Source organism: Bradyrhizobium guangzhouense (assembly GCF_004114955.1).
Classification (GTDB): domain Bacteria; phylum Pseudomonadota; class Alphaproteobacteria; order Rhizobiales; family Xanthobacteraceae; genus Bradyrhizobium; species Bradyrhizobium guangzhouense.
The window spans coordinates 3,591,165-3,608,068 of the sequence record NZ_CP030053.1 but is presented as its reverse complement, the minus strand read 5'-3'; the positions used below and the strand labels follow the sequence as shown (position 1 = coordinate 3,608,068).

Annotated in this window: 23 protein-coding genes; 16 read left to right on the top strand and 7 right to left on the bottom strand. The window is 63.5% G+C overall.

What is annotated here, in order from left to right; all coding sequences use genetic code 11:
- The 3 genes from XH91_RS38855 to XH91_RS17455 all read left to right on the top strand — a co-directional run bounded on the left by XH91_RS38855 (position 1) and on the right by XH91_RS17455 (position 1,306).
- Positions 1-171, top strand: a complete 171-nt coding sequence (locus tag XH91_RS38855) for a hypothetical protein (RefSeq protein WP_164933852.1) — start codon at positions 1-3, stop codon at positions 169-171.
- 57 nt (positions 172-228) lie between these two features.
- Positions 229-495, top strand: a complete 267-nt coding sequence (locus XH91_RS17465) for a hypothetical protein (protein WP_206733171.1) — start codon at positions 229-231, stop codon at positions 493-495.
- A gap of 523 nt (positions 496-1,018) precedes the next feature.
- Complete coding sequence (locus XH91_RS17455; RefSeq protein WP_128951711.1) at positions 1,019-1,306, top strand: YciI family protein; 288 nt, start codon at positions 1,019-1,021, stop codon at positions 1,304-1,306.
- 200 nt (positions 1,307-1,506) lie between these two features.
- On the opposite strand, the gene XH91_RS17450 is transcribed toward XH91_RS17455, so the two are convergent.
- Together XH91_RS17450 and XH91_RS17445 are read right to left on the bottom strand one after the other, a co-directional pair.
- Positions 1,507-1,899 carry an NUDIX hydrolase gene (locus XH91_RS17450; RefSeq protein WP_057755621.1) on the bottom strand — a complete coding sequence of 131 codons (393 nt, stop codon included), beginning with the start codon at positions 1,897-1,899 and terminating at the stop codon, positions 1,507-1,509.
- 128 nt (positions 1,900-2,027) lie between these two features.
- The gene (locus XH91_RS17445) at positions 2,028-3,128 is read right to left on the bottom strand and encodes an AI-2E family transporter (RefSeq protein ID WP_164933853.1); all 1,101 of its coding nucleotides are present in this window, start codon (positions 3,126-3,128) and stop codon (positions 2,028-2,030) included.
- Positions 3,129-3,278: 150 nt separating this feature from the next.
- Between XH91_RS17445 and XH91_RS17440 the strand changes: the two genes are divergently transcribed.
- Together XH91_RS17440 and XH91_RS17435 are read left to right on the top strand one after the other, a co-directional pair.
- Positions 3,279-3,560, top strand: a complete 282-nt coding sequence (locus tag XH91_RS17440; RefSeq protein WP_245470817.1) for a hypothetical protein — start codon at positions 3,279-3,281, stop codon at positions 3,558-3,560.
- Positions 3,561-3,644: 84 nt separating this feature from the next.
- Positions 3,645-3,872 (top strand): hypothetical protein, encoded by a 228-nt coding sequence (locus tag XH91_RS17435; RefSeq protein WP_128951710.1) that lies wholly within the window; start codon positions 3,645-3,647, stop codon positions 3,870-3,872.
- Positions 3,873-3,893: 21 nt separating this feature from the next.
- Here XH91_RS17435 and XH91_RS17430 read toward each other — a convergent pair whose 3' ends face one another.
- Positions 3,894-4,163: a hypothetical protein gene (locus tag XH91_RS17430; protein ID WP_128951709.1), complete on the bottom strand. Its 270-nt coding sequence runs from the start codon at positions 4,161-4,163 to the stop codon at positions 3,894-3,896.
- A gap of 244 nt (positions 4,164-4,407) precedes the next feature.
- Here XH91_RS17430 and XH91_RS17425 point away from each other — a divergent pair, with 244 nt between their 5' ends.
- Both XH91_RS17425 and XH91_RS17420 read left to right on the top strand, forming a co-directional pair.
- Complete coding sequence (locus tag XH91_RS17425) at positions 4,408-6,450, top strand: acetoacetate--CoA ligase (protein ID WP_128951708.1); 2,043 nt, start codon at positions 4,408-4,410, stop codon at positions 6,448-6,450.
- Positions 6,451-6,562: 112 nt separating this feature from the next.
- Positions 6,563-6,865, top strand: coding sequence for a hypothetical protein (locus XH91_RS17420; protein ID WP_011087444.1), 303 nt, complete (start codon positions 6,563-6,565; stop codon positions 6,863-6,865).
- 3 nt (positions 6,866-6,868) lie between these two features.
- Here XH91_RS17420 and XH91_RS17415 read toward each other — a convergent pair whose 3' ends face one another.
- On the bottom strand, positions 6,869-7,105 hold the full coding sequence (locus XH91_RS17415; RefSeq protein ID WP_128951707.1) for a hypothetical protein: 237 nt from the start codon (positions 7,103-7,105) through the stop codon (positions 6,869-6,871).
- A gap of 338 nt (positions 7,106-7,443) precedes the next feature.
- Positions 7,444-7,716 (bottom strand): hypothetical protein, encoded by a 273-nt coding sequence (locus XH91_RS17410; protein WP_245470819.1) that lies wholly within the window; start codon positions 7,714-7,716, stop codon positions 7,444-7,446.
- 202 nt (positions 7,717-7,918) lie between these two features.
- Between XH91_RS17410 and XH91_RS17405 the strand changes: the two genes are divergently transcribed.
- From XH91_RS17405 to XH91_RS17385, 5 genes are all read left to right on the top strand, one after another.
- Positions 7,919-8,506 (top strand): formyltransferase family protein, encoded by a 588-nt coding sequence (locus XH91_RS17405; RefSeq protein ID WP_128951705.1) that lies wholly within the window; start codon positions 7,919-7,921, stop codon positions 8,504-8,506.
- 196 nt (positions 8,507-8,702) lie between these two features.
- A complete protein-coding gene (locus XH91_RS17400; protein WP_128951704.1) occupies positions 8,703-9,053 on the top strand; it encodes a hypothetical protein in 351 nt (116 codons plus the stop codon).
- Positions 8,998-9,546 carry a hypothetical protein gene (locus tag XH91_RS17395; RefSeq protein ID WP_164933854.1) on the top strand — a complete coding sequence of 183 codons (549 nt, stop codon included), beginning with the start codon at positions 8,998-9,000 and terminating at the stop codon, positions 9,544-9,546. The genes XH91_RS17400 and XH91_RS17395 overlap by 56 nt, the downstream gene beginning before the upstream one ends.
- Positions 9,547-9,761: 215 nt before the next feature.
- Positions 9,762-10,637 carry a DMT family transporter gene (locus tag XH91_RS17390; protein ID WP_128954881.1) on the top strand — a complete coding sequence of 292 codons (876 nt, stop codon included), beginning with the start codon at positions 9,762-9,764 and terminating at the stop codon, positions 10,635-10,637.
- Between the two features lie 211 nt (positions 10,638-10,848).
- Positions 10,849-12,258 carry a caspase family protein gene (locus XH91_RS17385; protein ID WP_128951702.1) on the top strand — a complete coding sequence of 470 codons (1,410 nt, stop codon included), beginning with the start codon at positions 10,849-10,851 and terminating at the stop codon, positions 12,256-12,258.
- 207 nt (positions 12,259-12,465) lie between these two features.
- Here the strand turns inward: XH91_RS17385 and XH91_RS17380 are convergent, their stop codons facing one another.
- Both XH91_RS17380 and cysK read right to left on the bottom strand, forming a co-directional pair.
- Positions 12,466-12,705 (bottom strand): BrnA antitoxin family protein, encoded by a 240-nt coding sequence (locus XH91_RS17380; RefSeq protein WP_128951701.1) that lies wholly within the window; start codon positions 12,703-12,705, stop codon positions 12,466-12,468.
- Between the two features lie 3 nt (positions 12,706-12,708).
- Complete coding sequence (cysK, locus tag XH91_RS17375; RefSeq protein WP_128951700.1) at positions 12,709-13,680, bottom strand: cysteine synthase A; 972 nt, start codon at positions 13,678-13,680, stop codon at positions 12,709-12,711.
- On the opposite strand from cysK, the gene XH91_RS17370 reads away from it, so the two are divergent.
- The 4 genes from XH91_RS17370 (at position 13,679) to XH91_RS17355 (ending at position 16,852) form a co-directional block, all read left to right on the top strand.
- Positions 13,679-14,473: an ester cyclase gene (locus XH91_RS17370; RefSeq protein WP_245477134.1), complete on the top strand. Its 795-nt coding sequence runs from the start codon at positions 13,679-13,681 to the stop codon at positions 14,471-14,473. The genes cysK and XH91_RS17370 overlap by 2 nt on opposite strands.
- A gap of 17 nt (positions 14,474-14,490) precedes the next feature.
- Entirely contained in the window at positions 14,491-14,922 is a 432-nt protein-coding gene (locus XH91_RS17365; RefSeq protein ID WP_128951699.1) for a DUF305 domain-containing protein, read from the top strand.
- Positions 14,919-16,427 (top strand): YncE family protein, encoded by a 1,509-nt coding sequence (locus XH91_RS17360; RefSeq protein WP_128951698.1) that lies wholly within the window; start codon positions 14,919-14,921, stop codon positions 16,425-16,427. The genes XH91_RS17365 and XH91_RS17360 overlap by 4 nt, the downstream gene beginning before the upstream one ends.
- 206 nt (positions 16,428-16,633) lie before the next feature.
- Positions 16,634-16,852, top strand: a complete 219-nt coding sequence (locus tag XH91_RS17355) for a hypothetical protein (protein WP_128951697.1) — start codon at positions 16,634-16,636, stop codon at positions 16,850-16,852.
- Positions 16,853-16,904 lie beyond the last annotated feature (52 nt).

Here is a 16,904-nt window from a genome sequence, read left to right as displayed (position 1 = left end):
ATGTTTGAGATCACCGGTTTCGACACGGCAGGCGTCGTCAACCTGAAGCGCGAGTCCCTCGCCGCCGCCCTGAAGAAGGCCAGGGAGCTGATCCAGGACGGGTGCCGCGACGTTCAGATCGTCGATCCCAATGGCCGCGTCTACACCTCGTTCGAGGAGCAGGCCGCCTAGCCGCCTCGCCCTCCCCCAACGCATCCACCGTTGAGCCACCCGACAGCGGGCGCTAGGATGAGCCTTTTTCCGGAGGCTCATTTGAAACAGGTCATTATTGCTGTCGCAGCCGTCGCGCTGCTCTCCACCTCGTCTGCCCGCTCCCAAGCCCTCGTCGATCCCAGCAAGGTCGCGCCGGAATACCGCGAGGCGGCCGAGAAGCGCCGCGCCGAGCAGATCCGCCAGCGCGAATGCGCGCAGAAGGCGGATCTGGTGAAGGTGTTGCCGCGAGACCGGACCGACTTTCTCATTCACTGCCTAGACGGGATGGCGGCGAAGCAGTAGCGCTTCCCACTGGACCGCACGCAGGCGACGAGACAGCACCGGCCGGCATTGAGGGTTTGTTCAGATATTCGGCTCACCGTGACCGCCGATTTCAAATCACCATTGTTGTCGGCGCATGAGTTTCGTCCAGATCCAGTGCACGCGTTGCAAGACGATGTTTCGCGATCGCGCGGGGCGGCTGCAGGACGGCTATTCGAGGCAATGTCCCTGTTGCGAGGTCGTGCTGTTCTTCGCCGACGACGCGCAGCACCCGTTCATCAAGCGCGCGATGCGAAGCGCACGGCAGGCGCGGAAGGAGCAGCGCGAGGCCGAGGCGATCAGGATCGCCGCCCCGCCGGAACCGCGCGCGGCTCCGCGCTCGAGGTCGTCATCGACCGGGCGCGCTCGGGTGCATGGAAGGTCGGAATAGCGCCTGCGCGGCACCAACGTCGCCCCGATCCATGCTTGCGCCGAGCTGGTCGGCCGCGATGACGCATCGGGATGATTCACGTGACAGCCGCCCCTCAGGATTCCCGGAGACATCATGCTGTTTGCCATCCACGCCATCGACCGCACCGGTGCACTGCCGACGCGGCTTGCCAATTACGAGGCCCACAAGGCCTTCCTCAGCGACACCTCGCGCTTCGGCGTGAAGATCGTGATGTCGGGCCCGCTGGTGGCCGACGACGGCGCCGCCATGATCGGCAGCCTGTTCCTGATCGAGGCTTCCAGCCGCACTGAGGTCGAGGCCTTCAATCGCGCCGATCCGTTCGCGGCGGCCGACATCTGGGAGACGGTCACGATCACCGGCTTCCTGCGGCGGCAGGGCTGAGCAACTGGGAGCTGGATGTGAAAAACCCCAGTGCGTGGCGACACTGGGGTGTTTCAAAGACTATGAATTGGTAAGGCAATGACGCCTCTATAACAGCCCTCTGCGCGGCAGCTTGTGAACTGCTTCACACGTAACGCGCAGGCGGTCGGACTCTTTGTCACAGCCGTTCTTTGTCACCGCAGCCGCCACCCGCCTGCCGGCTAGCTCCGCCGCGACTTCCGCGGAAACAGGCGATCCCTGATGTAGCGCGAGGTCGCGGTCAGGCGAATGCCGCGGGGCTTCTGCCAGGCGGCGCGGTCGATCTCCTTCTTGTCGCCGATCGCAAGGCGCCCCTTGGCGCTCTTGGCGATGAAGATCGCGTCGCTCATCTTGCGGCCCGAACGCTTGTTCTTGGCCTTCACCTCTTTCCAGAGGCTGATCCGGCCCAGTTTCAGCTTCGGCAGCTCTTCCTTGATCTCGCGCCGCAGGCAGGCTTTCTCGGTTTCGCGCGCACGCTTGCGGCCGCCCGGGAACATCCAGAGGCCGTCCGACCGTCTCCTGACCAACAAAACCTTGCCGCGCTTGGCGGCAACGAGCTTGGAAGACTTCGCCATTCCTGTCGCAAACCGAAAAAGAATCTGGCGCCATCGTAACTTGTCTATTTCATTAGACAAGTTCCATGGCCGCTCTGGTCGCTACCGTCCACATTCTGCCAAATGGGCGTGAGTCGGCGCGTAACGCGCTATCGGACCTCGTCGGAAGCGGGTGACGCAACGGTCCGTTTCCCCGCCTCGCTCCCGATCCATGCCGCCGCCATCTCCCACGCCACCGACAGGATGATCGGTCCGATGAACAGGCCGACAATGCCGTGGGCGAGCGTGCCGCCAATGACGCCGACGAAGATGACGATGGTCGGCGTGTTGAGGCCGCGGCCCATGACCAGCGGCTTCAGCATGGTGTCGAGAAAGCCGACGACCACGAAGAACACGGTGAACACCAGCGCGGTGGTGACGTCCTTGGCGGTCCACAGCCAGATGATGACAGGTAGCAGCACGAGGAAGGCGCCGATCTGCACGATCGACAGCAGCAGCACGATGAAGGCGAGCAGGCCCGCGCTCGGCACGGCCGCGAGCTTGAAGCCGATGCCGGCCAGCAGCGCTTGCACGATGGCAACGCCGATCACGCCTTGCGCGACCGCACGGATGGTGGCGCCGCCAAGCGTGAGGAAATGCTCGCTCTGCTCGGGCACGATGCGCGACAGGAAGCCGCGCCCGGCGGCGACCAGCCGCGGTCCGTGCGGAAACAGGAAGCCGGCCACGAACACCGAGACCAGGAACTGGAGCGTGCCGAGACTGGCATCGCCGGCCAGGGACAGCAGCGGTCCCGCCAGCGGTTGGAGATAAGGCGCGACCTCACGCAGCACGGCGCGGATGTTGGTGTAGGCCTGGTCCCACACCTCGAACAAAGTCGGGCCGATCAGCGGCCATGACTTGATCGACTCTGGAGCGGACTGCAGCGCGAGGTCACCGGTGGCAAGTTGATGCGCCAGCTCCCTGCCCCCGTCGACCGCGCTCACGCCGAGCCATGTCGCCGGGCCGAGGACGATGCCGAGCGTGACCAAGGTGAGGATGGCGGCTGCGGTCCTGGGCCGGCCGCCAAGCAGCTTGGCGAGCCAGCTGAACGCCGGGTAGAACGCGACCGCGAGCACGCCGCTCCAGGTCAGGATCGGCACGAACGGCCGGATGATCAGGAATGTCCAGATGATCAGCAGCGCCAAAAGGCCAAGCCGGATCACGAGCTGAATAACGTCCTCGCCCGTCAGGAGCTGACGCAGACTTTTCACAGGTACGGCTTTCCTTGCGGCATCACGCGGGGTTCCGGCGCTTGCGCGGCCCAGCGTTATTGCCAGCCCCGGGCCGGGCGTCAAGACGAGCGGACACGGTGCCCGGCCGGGTGATTAGGAACGCCCCGTCCCGCCGAGCATTCCCCGACCATGGCGCGTCGCCCCACAGAGCCCGAAGTGCACGCGGGTATTCACCGCGGCATTCACTATGTGCTCAAGCCGAACGCCGCACCGGGTTTCTGGCGCTATGGCTACACGATCGCTGACAAGGTCCGATCCGGACGGGTTCAGGGTCGACTGCCGCTCCTGGCCATCCGCCGCGTGCGGATGCGCATCGACCGCGACATGCGGCCTGAGCCGGCCGAAGCCCCGCGGACCGAGAAAATGCAGCAAGACCCGCCGATGCCAGCCGACTTGCCTAACGGCGATTAACCGGATTTCAGCGGGCCAATTTACGCCGATGCAAAGGCTCGCATTTAGGCTTCGTCACAAGGTCCCAAAAACACTTGCGGTGCAATGGCCAACAGCATCTGGACGATCGAAGAATTCACCTGCACGGGTTGCAGCATGAACTACACCGCGACCCGGGAGGAGCACGCCGAGTCGCATGCCGGCAGCTTCAAATGCGCCATCTGCAGCAGCGTCGTGCACAGCTGGTCCGGCAAGCACCATTTCTTCGGCTGGCAGGCCGTAAAGACGAAGCCAGCCGTGTTCGGCCGCCGCTGGTCCGGCGTGCAGTGGTAGCAACCGCGGCCCGACGCCGGCCTAGCGACGCACGCCGACGCGATTGACACCGCCGTTCAGATTGGTCCGGCTCGCCGTGCCGGCCCGAACCGCAGCACGTGCAACAGGCCGCGGCCGCAGCACCACGCCGGCGCGTGCGACGCAGGACGGCGGATAATCGATGTACTGGCAATAGACCACGGCCCTCGCGGGTGTCGGGCCGAGCGCGACACCGACGGTCCCCAAGAGACCGGCAGCCGCAATCGCTGCGACAACCACTGACTTCATCGAAAGACGTTCGCTCCGGCGCATCGTGATCCTCCCTCGTTGCACGCGTGGATGGGGGATGGCTGCCGCCCCAGCCTGGCTGGACGCAACGTGCGTCGCGGTCCATGGGCAACGTTGACGTAGATCAACGGTGGGTGCGGCATCGGCGGCCGGCCGAAGGGGCGCCGCGATCGCGATGTCATGCCTGCCATTCGGCGGGCAACGTGCGGCTTTTGCTGAGGAGCGACACCGGCTAAGTTCAGCTCCCCGCAACAAAAGCCGATAAAAGATGACCGCACCTTTCGTCCCGCAGATCGCCCTCTACCGCAATTGGCTCGCCGCGCAACGCGGCCTGACCTTTTCGACTTACGAGGAGATGCGGCAATGGTCGGTGCGCGATCTCGATGCGTTCTGGCGCAGCATCTGGGACTATTACGATCTGCAATCGCCGACGCCGTTTGCGGCTGTCATCACCGAGCGCAAGATGCCCGGCGCGGTGTGGTTTCCCGGCGCTCAGGTGAACTATGCGCGGCAGGTGTTCCGGCATGTCGACGCGGCTGAAGCCGCCGGCCTGCCCGCGATCGTCTCCAGCGGCGAGGACGGCAAGCTCACGGAAACCAGCTGGCCGGAGCTGAGGCGCAAAGCGGCGGCGCTCGCGCTGCATTTGAAGGACAAGGGGATCAAGCCCGGCGATCGCATCGCGGCCTACCTTCCCAACATTCCCGAGACCATCATCGCATTTCTTGCGAGCGCCAGCATTGGCGCGGTCTGGAGCGTCTGCGCGCCCGACATGGCCGCGCCTGCCGTCATCGACCGCTTCAAGCAGATCGAGCCAAAGGCGCTGATCGCCTGCGACGCCGTCACCTATGCCGGACGCAGGCACGATCGTAAGGACGTCGTCGCCGAGTTGCGGCGGTCGCTGCCGACGGTCGAGCATGTCATCCTGCACAGCGAAGCGGCTGCAGCGCCTGACGCCGTGCTCTCCGATATCACCGCAAGGACGGACGCCGCAGTCGATGCGTTCGAGCCGACGTGGCTGCCGTTCGATCATCCGCTCTGGATCGTCTATTCCAGCGGTACCACCGGCCTGCCAAAGCCAATCGTGCACGGCCATGGCGGCATCGTCATCGTCGTGCTGGCGCTCTTGGGGCTGCACAACGACATCGGCTGCTCCTATCACGCAAATTCCTTCGGCGAGCGCTATCATTGGTACTCGTCGACGGGCTGGATCATGTGGAACAGCCAGGTCGGTGGCCTGCTGAGCGGCACGACCTGCTGCATTTTCGACGGCAGCCCCGGCGGCACCAAGGACAAGCCCGATTGGACCACGCTGTGGCGCTTCGTGGCGCAGTCGAAAGCGACCTTCTTCGGCGCGGGCGCGGCGTTCTTCGCCAATTGCGCCAAGGCCGAGATCGGTCTCGCGGACGCCGGCGATCTCTCACGTCTGCGCTGCCTAGGCTCGACCGGCTCGCCGCTCAGTGCCGACACGCAAGCCTGGTTCAACGCGCGTTTCGCGGCATTGTCGAAAACCAATGGCAGCGAGGCGCAAGCCGACATCTGGTGGGCGAACATCTCCGGCGGCACCGATTTCGCCGGCGCCTTCATCGGCGGCAACAGGGAATTGCCGCAGACGCCAGGCGCAATGCAGTGCCGCCTGCTCGGCGCCGCCGTGGAAGCCTTCAGCGAACAGGGGCGCGCCGTGATCGACGAGGTCGGGGAGCTCGTCTGCACCGAACCGATGCCGTCGATGCCGCTCTATTTCTGGAACGACAAGGGCAACGCGCGCTATCTCGCGAGTTATTTCGAGACCTATCCTGATAATTTCGACGGCAGCGGCCGCGGCCCGGTGTGGCGGCACGGTGACTGGCTCAAGGTCAACCCGGATGGCTCTTGCGTGATCTACGGCCGCAGCGATGCGACGATCAACCGGCATGGCCTGCGCATGGGCACGAGCGAGCTCTATTCCGCGATCGAGGCACTGCCGGAGGTGCTCGACAGCCTCGTCGTCGACCTCGAATATCTCGGGCGCGAGAGTTACATGCCGTTATTCGTGGTGCTGCGCGAGGGCGTCGCCTTCGATGGCGCGATGCAGGCGAAGATCAACAAGGCGATCGAGGCGGGCCTCTCACGCCGATTCCTGCCGAACGAGATCTTTGCGGTCGCCGAGATCCCGCGCACGCTGTCGGGCAAGAAGCAGGAGCTGCCGATCAAGAAGCTGCTGCTCGGCCACCCCGTCGAGAAGGTCATCAACAAGGAGGCGATGGCCAATCCGGCCTGCCTCGACTGGTATCTGGCCTTCGCGCGCGACTATCTGGCGCGAAATGCGGCTTGATCCCGGGCAAGATCGGCCCAATTGCGCCTTCGGTATTTGCACTCCGTTCACCGATGACAGCTAGACCGGTCAGGATCCCTGCAACGAACCGCACGCCAATTAACTGAACGTTATGGCCGACCTCAACGCTGTCCTCACCCGGCTCAACGACCGCCTGCTTCGCCTCGAAGGCGAGCTGTTCGTGCTGCGCTCGCTGGCACGTGCGACGCTGACGGCAGGCGACGACCACGCGGCGCGGATGCGCAAGCTGGTCGAAGCCGCAAAGGTCGCGCTTGATGACGAGGCCAAACGCGAGCTCGACAAGCCCACGCGCAAATATGTCGACGCGGCCACCGCGCTGGTGGAGGAATTGCTGGTCGAGCCGACCCCGGCGCGGCCGTTGTTCACCGTGATCGACGGCGGACGGCGCGACTAAGCGTCAGATCGGACGCGTTGTGCCGGTGTCGGTGGCTTCAGCCTTCAGGCGGCTGAGGCCTTCCTCGATGATTGCGATCTCCTCGTCGATCTTGCTGATCGGCAGGCTGAAATCGTAGGCACCCGACCTGCTCTTCAGATCGACGGCGAGCCGCTGCCTGTGCATCATCAGCTCGTCGAGGCCACGGCGGTTCTTCAGCCGCACATAGGCGTCCACGATCTGCGCAATTGCGTTCGACATGACATCGGTCCCGGCAAAAATGCCCGCGCGGCGCACCCACGCCGGCGGAACATTTTTGGTGTCGCGGTACGCAATACAAATCCGCGACGGATTCGTCGATACGACAACGAGGTTGAGAACGTGTTACCGTTTGATGATCCGGTGCGGCGGACAACGAAAAGGCCGCTGGCGAACGTGCCAGCGGCCCAAGCCGGGTTCAAAAACGGATCCGGAATGAAATCTGACCAGCCCCGGTTGGCGCGGAGTCTAACCGCACACGATGGATTGCTCTGTTAAAAACCAGACACAGGAACCGTCGCATCGATCATTTGCCGCCGACCGTGGCGCTGCGGCAACGCTCAGTCCGTGACGCAGAAGTATTTGCGCGGCCATTTCCGATAAGCGCTGTAGCGGTAATACGGTCTGTAGGCGTAGCCGCGATGGAGCGCCGGCGGCTCCTCGCCGTAATAGGCGTCGTGGTAGAAATTGTAGATCGTGCCTTCAGCGCAGCGATAGCCGTCCCAGGTCGGGCCAATAAACGGCGCCACGCCGATTTCGGGCGGGATGGCCGGGTATAGTCCACCGGCGTGGGCCGAAGCCGCCACCATCAGTGTCGCGAAAATGACAGACAACGCGCAACGCATATGCTGGCTCCGGCTCAGGTCGCGGTGCCCATATGGAAGCACCGGAATGGCGCACGGCGCAATCGCCGAGTTCATCGGCCTTGTGCACGCCCGCATTGTTGATAACCGGCGCAAATGCCGCGCGGGTGGTGACAGGGCGTCCGGACGTGTTATCGGGAGATGACGCAGCTGCGAGACGGAACAGACCCCCATGCGCATCACCCTCGTCGGCTCCCGCCATTTCGGCGTGACCACCCTGAACATGCTCCGCGAGCACGGCGTCTCGATTGTGCGGGTCGTGGTGGCCGACGCAGACGACCGCCTGGCCGCGACTGCCAAGGCTGCCGGCATCGAGGTGGTGGTGCAGGCCAATCCGAAGCTGGTGGTGGCCTCCGAGATCGCCCCTGAGACCGATCTGATCATTACGGCCCATAGCCATGCCCGGATCGGCAAGGACGCGCTTGCAGCCAGCAAGCTCGGCGGGATCGGCTATCACCCCTCGTTGCTGCCGCGCCATCGCGGCAAGGCCGCGGTGGAATGGACCATCAAGGAAGGCGACCCGATCGCCGGCGGCACGATCTATCACCTTGCCGACCGCATGGACGCCGGCGCCATCGCCGCGCAGGATTGGTGCTTCGTGAAGAAGGGCGAGACCGCCCGCGAGCTCTGGGAACGTGCGCTGGCCCCGCTCGGGCTCAAGCTGCTTGCCGACGTAATCGACTACGCCAAGGTCCACAAGGCGCTGCCGGCCAAAAGTCAGGACGAGCAATTCGCGACCTCGGCGCCGAGTCTTTCCTAGGAAGCCTTTCCTGAGTCGCTCTCACGTTAACGATTAACGTGAGGCCGCATTGATTCTGCTTCAAAAAATGGAGCCAAAAACGCAAATAAACCATTGTTCTCAAAGGAACAATTTTCGACTTTGCATTGCACCAAATTTCCGTCACATTTGGCCCGAATAACGGTCAGCATATCAGACACATTCAAGGACGGAATTCATGCGTTTTGGTCGCATCGCGGCGTTCTGTGCCGCTTCAGTTATTACCGCCACCCTCGCCGCCCCCGCTTTCGCCCAGACTCCCTACGACGGCAACTGGCAAGTCACCATTGTGACCAAGACCGGTTCCTGCGAGGCGACCGCAAGCTCCATGCTGACGGTTGCCGACGGCAAGATCACCGCGCCTGGCGCTAACGTTTCCGGCACCATCGGCAGTGGGGGTCTTGTGAAAGTTTCGATCAATGGTGCATATGCCAACGGTCAACTCAGCGGCAACGCCGGATCGGGGAAGTGGAATGGAGCATCTGCAGGCATACCATGCAGCGGGCGGTGGGAAGCATCGCGCCAATAAGCAATTCGGAATCAACGTCCTCAACCGGCGGCTGCTCATGGCGGCCGCCGTTTTGTTGGTGACAGCTGTTGCCACCAGCTCGGAGAGCAAGGCCCAGGCCGGCCCCTTCGCACCTCTGGCAGGCAGCTGGAGCGGCGGCGGCACCGTCAGCCTTGAGGACGGATCGACGGAACGCATCCGTTGCCGGGCCAAGTACGCCCCGATCGGACCGACCATGGAGATGTCGCTGACCTGTGCCAGCGACGCCTACAAGTTCAACCTGTCCGCCAGCGTGAAGGCCGAGGGGAGCGCGATCACCGGCAGCTGGTCCGAAGCCAGCCGCAACATCTCCGGCTCGCTTCAGGGCCGCGGCGGCGGCGGGAACTTCGAGGTGGTCGCCTCTGCCGCCGGCTTCAACGCCAACATCGCGTTGAGAACCAGCGGCAACAAGCAGAGCGTCACGATGCGCGCGGACAGCCAGTTCCGCGGCGCCAATATCTCGCTCTCGAGATAGGACGGCTGCACGGCGATACGATCATCGACCCGGCGACCTCGCCGGGTCGATTTTTTTGCGCAGGATCTGATGAATTCGGCACGGATGCCGTGGTCTCGATCTCGACCTTGGCGCCGCCGCCGCGCATCGCTGCACCGGCAGATTTGGCCGTTGCAAACACCGCCGATGTCGCCGATACCGGCCTCCCCCCCTGGTTCGATGTCCTGCCCGCACCGATGAGCCCAACACCGTCGAAATCGATGGCTGCACTGTGGATGGCCGGCTGGCTGTCCCTGATGCTGGTCATGGCGGTTGCCGGCCGTGAGACCACCCGCTTCCTCAACGTCTTTGAAATCATGGAGGTCCGCTCGCTGATCGGCTTCACGCTGCTGCTGCCGATCATTTACCGCGCAGGCGGCTTCAAGGCGGTTGCGACCAGGCGCCTGCCCCAGCATCTGGCGCGTAACGGCGTGCATTATTTTGCGCAGCTCGGCTGGTTCTACGCGCTGATGCTGATCGGAATCGGCCAGGTCGTCGCGATCGAGTTCACGATGCCGATCTGGACGGCGTTGCTCGCCGCGACGTTCCTGTCCGAGCGGATGACGCTCTGGAAGATCGCCGCCGTCGTGCTCGGCATCGTCGGCGTCGTCATGATCGTCCGACCCGCTACCGGCGAGATCAATCCGGGCCAGTTGATCGCGCTCGGGGCTGCGATCGGATTCAGCATTTCGATGGCTTTGGCGAAGTCGCTGACCCGGACCGAGAGCGCCTTGTCGATCCTGTTCTGGATGATTGTGGTCCAGATGGTGATGGGCTTATTGCCGACGGTCTACGTCTGGACCTGGCCGTCGCCGACACTGTGGGGCTGGCTGTTTGTCATCGGGGTCTGCGGCACTTTCTCGCACTACTGCCTCGCCAGTGCGCTGCGCTACGCTGACGCCACAATCGTCGTTCCCATGGACTTCCTGCGGGTTCCCCTCACCGCGACCGCCGGCTGGCTGCTCTATTCCGAGCGGCTCGATGCCTGGACCGTGTTTGGCGCGGCCCTGATCCTGTGCGGCAATCTCCTTAATTTGAAGCCGCCAGCGCCGGTTCCCGCCCGCGCACGGTGAACCGGCGCGCGGACTGCTGCGACACATCCAAGTGGTCGAGCGTGATTTGGATCACGTTGGAGGGGCATTCCATCGTGCACATTCGATCACAGAGCAGCGGGTTGGGTCAGTTGCGTGATCGGTCGTTTTGCTGGCGCGAGGCCAGGCGCTTTCGTGTAGGTTCGACACCAATCTGTTGTTGCTTGTCATTCGATTCTATTGGGGATTTCAGATGCGCACTCTCATCATCATCGTTTCGCTGATGTGCATGGCGCTGTCGGTCAGCGCCGCCAAGGCCGACCGCCGCGTCGCCTTTGTCGTCGGCAACGGCGCCTACAAGAACGTCGCGCAATTGCCGAACCCGCCGATCGACGCCAAGGCGATGGCATCGACGTTGCGCAATGTCGGTTTCGAGGTGATCGAGGGATCCAACCTCACCCGCGACCAGATGACCGAGAAGCTGCTCGACTTCGGCCGCAAGGCCCAAGGCTCCGACATCGCCGTGTTCTATTATGCCGGCCACGGCATTGCCGTCGGCGGCACCAACTATCTGCTGCCCGTCGATGCCGACATCAAATCGGAGATGGACGTCAAGCTCGGCGCCGCCATCAACATCGACCTGACGCTCGACCAGACCATGGGCGATGCCAAGGTCAAGCTCGTGTTCCTCGATGCTTGCCGCGACAACCCCTTCGCCGCCAAGATCAAGTCGAACTCGGCCACCCGCAGCGTCAATGTCGGCAGCGGTCTTGCCGAGATGAAGTCGGGCGAAGGCACGCTGATCGCGTTCGCTACTGGCCCCGGCCAGACTGCGCTCGACGGTCAGGAGGGCAACAACAGCCCGTTCACCCGTGCGCTGATCGACAACATCACCAAGCCCGGCGTAGAGATCCAGCAGGCGATGACCTCGGTGCGTGCGCAGGTCAATGAAGAGACCCACAAGGGCCAGCTTCCCTGGGGCCACACCAATTTGATCGGTGCCGTCTATCTCAACCAGGCGCCGACCACCCAAGTCGCCAATGCAGCCCCGACGGCAACTGCCGCGCCAGCCACGGCGGCCGGCAACTCCGAGGCTGAAGTCGAGTTCTGGCGCTCGGTAAAGGAATCCAACAAGCCGGAAGAGCTCAACGCCTACCTGTCCGCTTATCCCAATGGTCAGTTCAAGCCGCTGGCAATGGCGCGGCTCGCGGCGATCCAGAATGGTCCGTCGACCACCACCCGCAACCTCAATGCCGGTGTCGATCCCGCGACATTCACCGACGACGCCAGCCAGCTCACCGAGGACCAGATCGGCCTCGACAAGGGTCAGCGCCGCGACGTGCAGCGCCGCCTCAACGGGCTCGGCTTCGACACCAAAGTAACCGGTGCGTTCAACGACGACACCCGGGCGGTGCTCAAGCGCTGGCAGGCCGCCCGCGGTTATCCGTCGACCGGGTTCCTCAACAAACTGCAGCACAAGGCCCTACTGTCCGAGATCGTGGCCTCGACCACGACCGCGAGCGACGACAGCCCGAAGCCGGCCCGGCGCGCCGCGCCCCAGCAGAGCGCACCTGCCCCCCGACACAGCGGTGGCGGCGACGCCGGCGCGGCCTTCATGGGCGGCGTGGTCGGTGGCATGATGGGCGGCATGTTCCGCCGCTGAGGCAGACGCCTATCCCAAATACAAAAGCCCGGCTCACGCCGGGCTTTCTTTGGTGCAACAATGTCGCCGCAAACTCCGTCACTGCGAGCGCAGCGAAGCAATCCAGAGTCCCTAAGCCGAAGCAGTCTGGATTGCTTCGTCGCAAGAGCTCCTCGCAATGACGAGGATGGAGATGCGCCCCATGCGAAGGTCTTGGCCCGCGGAGATCTACTTCCCCGCCGCCTTGCGCAACGCCTCGTTGATGCGGTCCTGCCAGCCGGGGCCGCCTTCCTGGAAGAACTCCAGCACGTCCTGATCGATGCGCAGCGTGACCTGCTCCTTGATACCCGGCGCCACATTCTGCTTTGGCACCGGCGCCGCGACCTTGGCGGTCACCTTCTTGAATGCCGCTTCGGCTTCTGTGCGCGCGTCACCCAATGTCCGCGGCCGCCTCGGTTGATCCGCCATCGCTCAGATCCCTTCAAACAATGCCGTCGAAAGATAGCGCTCCGAGAACGACGGCACGATAGCCAGAATGGTTTTCCCCGCAGCTTCCGGCCGCTTGCCGATCTCGAGCGCTGCGGCGATCGCAGCACCGGAGGAGATGCCGCCCGGAATGCCCTCATATCGCGCCAGCGCCCTCGACGTTTCGATCGCGGTCGTCGAATTGATCTTCACGATCTCGTCGATCACGGAGCGGTCGAGAATGTCGGGCACGAAGCCCGCGCCGATGCCCTGGATCTTGTGCGGCGTGTGCGTGCCGCCCGACAGCACCGGGCTCTCCTCGGGCTCGACGGCCACCACGCGCAAGGACGCCTTGCGCGGCTTCAGCACCTGACCGACGCCGGTGATGGTGCCGCCGGTGCCGACGCCGGCGACGAAGTAGTCGATATTGCCAGCGGTGTCGTTCCAGATCTCCTCCGCTGTCGTGCGGCGATGCACCTCGGGATTGGCGAGGTTCTTGAATTGCTGCGGCATCACCGAGTTCGGCGTCGTCTTCAACAGCTCTTCGGCGGTCGCGATCGCGCCTTTCATGCCTTGCGCCGCCGGCGTCAGCACCAGCTCGGCGCCGAGGAACGCCAGCATCTTGCGTCGCTCGATCGACATCGATTCCGGCATCACCAGCTTCAGACGGTAACCACGTGAAGCCGCGACGAAGGCGAGCGCGATCCCGGTATTGCCCGATGTCGGCTCGATCAGCACCGTGTCGGGCTTGACGATGCCCGCCTTCTCCATGGCGATGATCATGGCGGCACCGATGCGGTCCTTCACGCTTGCGGCCGGATTGAAATATTCAAGCTTTGCCAAAATCGTCGCGTTGACGCCGCGCATGCCCGGCAGCCGGCGCAGGCGAACGATCGGCGTGTCGCCGAACGCCTCGACGATCGAGTCATAGATCCGGCCGCGGCCGGGCTGGCGTCCCGTCTTGGACGATGCGTCCATGATCAACTCCCTGTTACGACGATTCGTGGCGTTTTCCGTGTGGTCTGGATCGCACGGCCGCCGACGTCCGTGCAATCACAATAGCAACACACCAGATCGACTTCCATCGACCCACCTCGATTTCACATTCGCACGGATACTCAATCGCTTGCAGACATTTTCAGGTGTGTCTCAGCGACCTCGCGGGCAGTATGCACGGAAGGTGCTGACTTTTTCCCCCTTGAGACAATTCGCGATGAATTCCTCCTCTGAAATGACCCTGGAGAAGAAGCGGCTGCTCTCGATGGCAATTGCCGTCGCCGTCTCTGTGGCTTTCCCCGCCCACGCGGCCGAGCTCATCCAGCCAAGGCAGCTCATCGTCGACGCCAGCCTGCCGGAAGCGCAGAGCAAGGCGCAAATTCTCGCGGCCCGCCGCTACGACACGTTCTGGAATACTGGCGAAGAGCAGCTCGCGGCCGATGCGCTGACGCCCGATTTCATGGATCGCACCTTGCCGCCCGGACGCGCCCAGGGCGTGCAGGGTCCGCTGGCCGCCTCGAAATTCGTGCGCACGGCGATCCCCGATCTCAGCTGCGAGATCGAGCAGATGATCGTCGCCGGCGACCGTGTCGTCACCCACCTGCACTTCCACGGGCATTTCACCGGCCGCTTCAAGCAAGCGCAAGGCAAGGGCGAGGTGATCGATTTCATCGCGACCGACATCTATCGGGTTGCCAACGGGCGCATCGCCGAGAACTGGCATCTCGAAGACAATCTCGCGCTGCTGCAGCAGCTCGGCCAGATTGCAAAGTAACCATCTCAGGAGCGCCCATGTGGAAATCCTTGGTAGTCGCCCTGCCCCTCGCGGCGGTGGCTTTCGCCGGCGGCGCCAGGTTCGGTGGCCAGCCCGCGCACGTGGAATCGCACATGATGATGTCGCAGCTGTGCGGCGACGAAGCGCCTTTCATGGCTGAAAACCAGACCGCGATGCATCGGATGATGAGCGACATGGATATCGCGCCGTCAGGCGACGTCGATCGTGACTTCTCCGCCATGATGATCCCGCACCACCGCGGCGCGATCGCGATGGCGCAAGCCGAATTGCGCTACGGCCGGAATGAGTCCCTGCGCCGCATCGCCCAGGAGATCATCGTCGATCAGCAGCAGGAAATCGCCGTCATGCGCCTTGCGCTCGATCAACCGCCACCGCCGGCAACGACGACGGCGGCTTTAGCTCGCCAACAGGAGGGGAACCTGCCATGAAGCGAATTCTCGCGCTCACAATTTCGCTTGGCCTGTCCGGCTTAGCGGCCCTGCCGGCCTGGAGCGGGCAGGCGCCGGGCCCCTCGGCCGCGGCCGACATTCCGATCAGCCACCACGATCGGGTCTATGCCGCCGAGCAATTTTCCAACACTGTCTCGGTCACCGATCCCGCCGACAACAAGCTGCTCGGCGTCATCAGGCTGGGCGCGCCCTCACCGGCGAATTTCAGCCCACTCTATCGCGGACAGCTGCTGGTGCACGGCATGGGGTTTTCGCCCGATCACCGCACGCTGGCCGTGGTCTCGATCGGATCCAACTCCGTCACCTTCATCGACACCGCGACCAACATGGTCAAGCACACGACCTATGTCGGCCGCTCGCCGCATGAAGTCTTCTTCACGCCCGACGGCAAGGAAGTCTGGGTGACCGTGCGCGGCGAAAACTACGTGGCCGTGCTCGACCCCGTCAGCTTCGAAGAGAAGACCCGGATCGTGCTGGCAAACGGACCGGGCATGCAGATCTTCTCGCCCGACGGCAAATACGGCTATGTCTGCTCGTCGTTCGTCCCGGAGATCGCGGTCATCTCGGTGGCCGATCATTCCATCGTCGGAAAGGTCGCGCAGGCGAGCCCGTTCTGTCCCGATCTCGCAGCCACGCCTGACGGCGCGCAAGTCTGGTTCACCCTGAAGGATATCGGCAAGACTCAGGTCTTCGACGCTCGTCCGCCCTTCAAGCTGCTCAAGACGCTGGATACGGGGCCGATCACCAATCACGTCAACATCGTCCGCAATGCCAATGGACAATTCGCCTACATCACCGTCGGTGGCCTGAACGAGATCCAGGTCTACCGCACCGATGACTTCAGCAAGGTTGCGACCATCCCGGTCGGCAAGTTGCCTCACGGCATCTGGCCATCCGGCGACGGCTCGCGGGTTTATGTCGGATTGGAAAACGACGACCAGCTGACGGCCATCGACACGCTCACGAACCGGGTCGTCGCGAACATCCCGATCGGCCAGGCGCCGCAGGCCGTCGCTTATGTGCCCGATGCCGTGCCGACGGTACGCGAGTCCGGAAACGGCGCCATGAGCGTCATGGACGAGGCATCGAGTCCTGAGGCCACGAATTTACAGCGGCTCGGCATTGCCGGCGAAGTCGCCCATGTCGCCATGGCTCCGGTCGGTCCAGCCTCGGAGGGCACGAAGACCCTGACCAGCGTCAGCCTGTTCGACCAGGGTCTGTCCCAGGTGTTGCAGGCCGCAGCGACCGGGCTCGAGCCGAAACACAACTACGTGTTGGCGCTCGCCTCGCATTCCGACGGCAGCGGCAAGCTCGAGCCCTTGGCGGGCTTCATGACCAATCCGGCGGGATCGGCGATCGTCAATGCGCTTGGTCCGATCCGTCAGATTGTGCAGAGCGACACACCGGATTCGCGCCGCTATCTCGTGATCGCCCCCGGTTCAATGACCGAGATTGGAAAGCCGGTGCAGGTGCAGGCGCCGTAAGCAGCTTTGCACGACATGCGATCAACCTAATGTCATGCGTCTTATCGCAATGCACACTGTTGTTTGCGTTGCGATAGATCCGGAACAATCGCTAAGAAGGCGCCGAAGCAGAAGCAATTACGAAAAATCAACACGTTCGTGTTGCGACCTCGTCAACTGATTCTGCTTATGTTAGACTTAGGTCTCGAAGCAGGGAGGTCACCACGATGTCAGCAGTTGCTGAAGTGTTGTCGACCGTCGCGCCAAGGCGTGATCCGCGTTGCAGCGAGTTGCCCACCTGTCCCGTCTGCGCCGATTCCATGGTCGCCGCCGAAGCATCCGCCTACGTCTCAGACCACATGATCTCGTATCTCTGGACCTGCGACAATTGCGGCTACGGTTTCGTGACCAAGCATGCCGTCAAGCAGCGGATCGTGTGCAACTGACTTTATTGCTGGAGCATGATCTTGTCGGAAAACCGCTTCACACTTTTCCGGA

Coding starts and splice junctions, on each gene's coding strand:
- XH91_RS17370 (WP_245477134.1), top strand. CDS start 13,679: ATGATCAACTCCCTGTTACGACGATTCGTGGCGTTTTCCGTGTGGTCT.
- XH91_RS17440 (WP_245470817.1), top strand. CDS start 3,279: ATGGCGCGTCGCCCCACAGAGCCCGAAGTGCACGCGGGTATTCACCGC.
- XH91_RS17415 (WP_128951707.1), bottom strand. CDS start 7,105: ATGTCGAACGCAATTGCGCAGATCGTGGACGCCTATGTGCGGCTGAAG.
- XH91_RS17365 (WP_128951699.1), top strand. CDS start 14,491: ATGTGGAAATCCTTGGTAGTCGCCCTGCCCCTCGCGGCGGTGGCTTTC.
- XH91_RS17355 (WP_128951697.1), top strand. CDS start 16,634: ATGTCAGCAGTTGCTGAAGTGTTGTCGACCGTCGCGCCAAGGCGTGAT.
- XH91_RS17400 (WP_128951704.1), top strand. CDS start 8,703: ATGCGTTTTGGTCGCATCGCGGCGTTCTGTGCCGCTTCAGTTATTACC.
- XH91_RS17425 (WP_128951708.1), top strand. CDS start 4,408: ATGACCGCACCTTTCGTCCCGCAGATCGCCCTCTACCGCAATTGGCTC.
- XH91_RS17395 (WP_164933854.1), top strand. CDS start 8,998: ATGGAGCATCTGCAGGCATACCATGCAGCGGGCGGTGGGAAGCATCGC.
- XH91_RS17430 (WP_128951709.1), bottom strand. CDS start 4,163: ATGCGCCGGAGCGAACGTCTTTCGATGAAGTCAGTGGTTGTCGCAGCG.
- XH91_RS17360 (WP_128951698.1), top strand. CDS start 14,919: ATGAAGCGAATTCTCGCGCTCACAATTTCGCTTGGCCTGTCCGGCTTA.
- XH91_RS17385 (WP_128951702.1), top strand. CDS start 10,849: ATGCGCACTCTCATCATCATCGTTTCGCTGATGTGCATGGCGCTGTCG.
- XH91_RS17450 (WP_057755621.1), bottom strand. CDS start 1,899: ATGGCGAAGTCTTCCAAGCTCGTTGCCGCCAAGCGCGGCAAGGTTTTG.
- XH91_RS17390 (WP_128954881.1), top strand. CDS start 9,762: ATGAGCCCAACACCGTCGAAATCGATGGCTGCACTGTGGATGGCCGGC.
- XH91_RS17380 (WP_128951701.1), bottom strand. CDS start 12,705: ATGGCGGATCAACCGAGGCGGCCGCGGACATTGGGTGACGCGCGCACA.
- XH91_RS17420 (WP_011087444.1), top strand. CDS start 6,563: ATGGCCGACCTCAACGCTGTCCTCACCCGGCTCAACGACCGCCTGCTT.
- XH91_RS17465 (WP_206733171.1), top strand. CDS start 229: ATGAGCCTTTTTCCGGAGGCTCATTTGAAACAGGTCATTATTGCTGTC.
- XH91_RS17405 (WP_128951705.1), top strand. CDS start 7,919: ATGCGCATCACCCTCGTCGGCTCCCGCCATTTCGGCGTGACCACCCTG.
- XH91_RS17435 (WP_128951710.1), top strand. CDS start 3,645: ATGGCCAACAGCATCTGGACGATCGAAGAATTCACCTGCACGGGTTGC.
- XH91_RS38855 (WP_164933852.1), top strand. CDS start 1: ATGTTTGAGATCACCGGTTTCGACACGGCAGGCGTCGTCAACCTGAAG.
- XH91_RS17455 (WP_128951711.1), top strand. CDS start 1,019: ATGCTGTTTGCCATCCACGCCATCGACCGCACCGGTGCACTGCCGACG.
- cysK (WP_128951700.1), bottom strand. CDS start 13,680: ATGGACGCATCGTCCAAGACGGGACGCCAGCCCGGCCGCGGCCGGATC.